Below are 3,782 nucleotides of genomic sequence, written 5' to 3'. Positions count from 1 at the left end.
TCCCAGCCGAGGGCGAGGTGGTTGAGCAGGGGGTCGAAGGGGGCGTTCATGGGACCGGTGCCCAGCAGGTCGTAGTCGTCCACCAGGATGAACAGTCGCGGGCCCTTCCACCAGTCGCACTTGCGCATCCGGGACGGTGTGATCTCCGGGCCCGGCAGCCGCGTGGTGACCGCCCGGGCGGCGCCGGAGAGCATGTCCTTGAGGGCGTCCATCGACACGGCGTGCCCGAGGCGGTACTCGTCGGGGATCGCCTCGACCAGCTCACGGCGGTAGTCGACCACCAGGATCCGGGCCTCGGCGGGCGTGTACCGGTCCATGACCGCCTTGGCCGCCATCCGCAGCATGTTGGTCTTGCCGCTCTCGGTGTCACCGACCACGATCATGTGCGGGCTCTCGGTGAAGTCGTGCCAGACGGGGGAGAGTTCCTCCTCCTCCAGGCCGATCGCCATCCGGAAGCCGCCCTCGGGGCCCGACTCCTTCGCGGGGGCCGGGAGTTCGGCGTAGGGGAGCTTGGTCGGCAGCATCCGTACCGGCGGGGCGGGCGGGCCCGGCCAGCTCTCGCTGATCGCGGCGACGAGGTCGGCGACGCCTTCGGTGAGGTCGTCCGCCGCCTCCGTGCCGTCGATGCGGGGGAGCGCGGTGAGGTAGTGCAGCTTGGTGTCACGGGTCAGGCCGCGGCCCGGCAGCCGGGGCACGCTCGCGGCCCGCCGCATGTCGATCTCCGAGTCCATGGGATCGCCCATCCGCAGCTCCAGATGGGTGGCGGCCTGGTCGCGGATCGCGGAGGTCAGCTCCACCCAGCGGGCGGTGGTGACGATCAGGTGGATGCCGTAGTTGAGACCGCGTGCGGCGATCGCGCCGAAGGTCTGGATGTGCCGGTCGAAGTCCTGGCGGACGGTCGACCAGCCGTCGATGACCAGGAACACGTCGCCGTGCCGCTCGTCCGGGAACTCGCCGGCGTTGCGGCGGCGGCGGAAGGTCGCCATGGAGTCGATGCCGTGGTCGAGGAAGAAGCGTTCGCGCGCGGCGAGCAGGGAGGTGACCTCGGCGATCGTACGGCTGACGCGTTCGGTCTCCAGACGCGCCGCGACGCCGCTCATGTGGGGCAGGCCGGACAGCCCCGACAGGGTGCCGCCGCCGAAGTCCAGGCAGTAGAACTGCACTTCGCGGGGGGTGTGGGTGAGGGCGAGCGCGGTCAGAATGGTGCGGACCATGGTGCTCTTGCCGCTCTGCGGGCCGCCCGCGACGGCGATGTGGCCGCCCGCGCCCGACAGGTCGAGCGTCAGCAGATCGCGCAGCTGGTCGAAGGGGCGGTCGACGATGCCGATGGGGATGGTGAGCCGGCCCCGTCCGGGCCAGTCGACGGCGGTGAGTCCCAGCTCGGGGTCGGGGGTGAGCGGGGGCAGGACCTGGTCGAGCGTGGTGGGCCGGTCCAGGGGCGGCAGCCACACCTGGTGGGCGGCGGGACCGGCGTCCCGCAGCCTGGCCACGGCGGCCGAGAGCAGTGTCTCGCCGCTCTCCTCGGGCTCGGGCTGCGGGTCGGGGTCCGGTGCCATGGACAGCTGCCTGGGCATGACGTACGCCGTCGTCCACGGCACGGTCTGGCTGGTCACACGGGCCTGGTGGGCGACGCCCCGCCGCTCCTGGTAGGGGCCGGAGACGTACGCGGCACGGAAGCGGGTCAGCGCCTCCACACCGGACTTGAGGAAGCCGCTGCCCGGTGCCGGCGGCAACTGGTAGGCGTCCGGTACGCCGAGGACACCGCGGCTCTCCATGGCGGAGAAGGTGCGCAGGCCGATCCGGTAGGACAGGTGGCTCTCCAACTGGTGCATACGGCCCTCGTCCAGGCGCTGCGAGGCGAGCAGCAGATGCACGCCGAGCGAGCGTCCGAGGCGGCCGATCATCACGAAGAGTTCCATGAACTCGCGGTGCGCGGCCAGCAGTTCGCTGAACTCGTCGACGACGACGAAGAGGCTGGGCAGCGGCTCCAGCGGGACCCCGGAAGCGCGGGCCTTCTCGTAGTCCAGGGCCGAGGTGTAGTTGCCCGCCGCCCGCAGCAGTTCCTGGCGCCGCATCAACTCGCCGTGCAGGGCGTCCTGCATACGGGAGACCAGCGCGGCCTCGCCGGCCAGGTTGGTGATCACGGCGGAGGTGTGGGGGAGTTCGTCGAGGCCCAGGAAGGTCGCGCCGCCCTTGAAGTCGACGAGGACGAAGTTGAGGGTCTCGGAGGAGTTGGTGAGGGCGAGCGCGAGGACGAGGGTGCGCAGCAGTTCGCTCTTGCCGGACCCGGTGGCGCCGATGAGCATGCCGTGCGGTCCGGTGCCGCCCTGCGCGGACTCCTTGATGTCGAGTTCCACGGGTTGCCCGTCCGCGCCGACGGCGATGGGTACGCGCAGTCGCCCGGGGCCGGTGTGCTGCTGCCACAGGGCGGCCGGATCGTGCCGGTGCAGGTCGGGGATGCCCAGCAGCGTGGTCAGTTCGACGTTGGTGGACAGCGGCTCGGCCGCGTCGGGGCCGGTGCCCATGCCCATCCGGTACGGGGCGAGGCGGCGGGCCAGGACGGTGGCGCCCGTGGTGCCGAAGGCGTCGGGGCGGCCGAGCACGGTGGTCTGTTCCTTGCGGTCCCGGTCGGTGCGCACCAGGGCGAGGGCGTCCGCGGACACCTCGAAACGCAGCGTGACGCGACCGGGCCGCCAGGTCAGGGCGCCGGAGAGGTCGAGGACGACGGTGTTGCGGTAGCCGGGGCCGTCGAGCCGGTGGCCGCTGGGGACGGTGCCGCCGTCGATCACGATGACGGTGAAGGGCTCCTCGCGGCCGGGGGCGGCGTCGGGGTCGAAGGCGGGCCGCTCCTGGAACTCGGCGCCGAGCAGGTCCTCCAGCTCGCCCAGGGCGGAGACGGTCATACGGAGGGGACCGGCGCCGTCGATGTCGTGCGGGTGCAGGGCGTGCGGCAGCCACTTGGTCCACTCCCAGTCCGCGCGCCGGTCGTCCGCGACGCAGAAGGCGAGCCACAGGTCGTCCGGCGAGTGGAAGGTGGCCAGTTGGGCCAGGAGGGCGCGGGTGACGGCACGTATGTGCTCCTCGTCGCCCCGGAACAGGACCCGGGCCCAGGCCCGCAGGTAGATGGCGATCGGCTGGTTCGGCACGGTCGCGTAGGCGCGCATGAAGCTGCGCAGCGCGTGTGCGCTGAGCGGCTCCAGGTCCTCGACGGGACTGGTGGAGACAGGGGTGAGTTTCAGGCCAAGTTTCTGGTCGCCGACCGCGATGCGGATCTCACCGAAGTCCTCGTCCCGCGGCCGCCGCTCCCACAGCCTGGTGGTGCCCACCATCGACAGCAGGGCCGCGGGTTCCGGGTGCCGCCAGGACAGGGCGAGCTGCTGGTCGGCGACGGCGCCGGACACCTTGCGCCGCATCTGGCCGAGATAGCGCAGGTAGTCGCGCCGTTCGCCCTTCAGGCGCTGCTTGCGTTCACTGCTGCGGCGCATCGCCTGGCCGACGAACATCGCGGCGGCGGCCACCACCATCACGCCCAGGGCGAGGTAGATGAACCCGCCGCTGCCGCGGGTCGCGCCGGGGCGCATGAACATGAACATCATGGACACCGACATCAGGGCCATCGGGAGGTAGGTCCAGATGGCGGAGGAGTCCGGTACCACTTCGGGCAGGGGCGGCGGTTCCTGAAGGCTGAGTTCCCCGTCGGGCATCTCCGGGCCACGGCGCCGGGCCGGGCGGCGGAACAGGACCACACTCAAGAGCCGTCTCCTTGTGGGGCAGGGGAGGAG

General features: G+C 71.7%; 1 protein-coding gene. It reads right to left on the bottom strand.

Annotated features, from left to right (window positions below; genetic code table 11):
• A partial coding sequence (gene eccCa, locus EHS43_RS39885; RefSeq protein ID WP_125195442.1) for a type VII secretion protein EccCa occupies nucleotides 1-3,746 on the bottom strand: 3,746 nt, incomplete at its 3' end.
• Between the last annotated feature and the right edge of the window lie 36 nt (nucleotides 3,747-3,782).

Origin of the sequence: Streptomyces sp. RP5T (assembly GCF_003933965.1) — a bacterium.
GTDB lineage: Bacteria > Actinomycetota > Actinomycetes > Streptomycetales > Streptomycetaceae > Streptomyces.
This window is presented reverse-complemented; position numbering and strand designations above follow the sequence as displayed.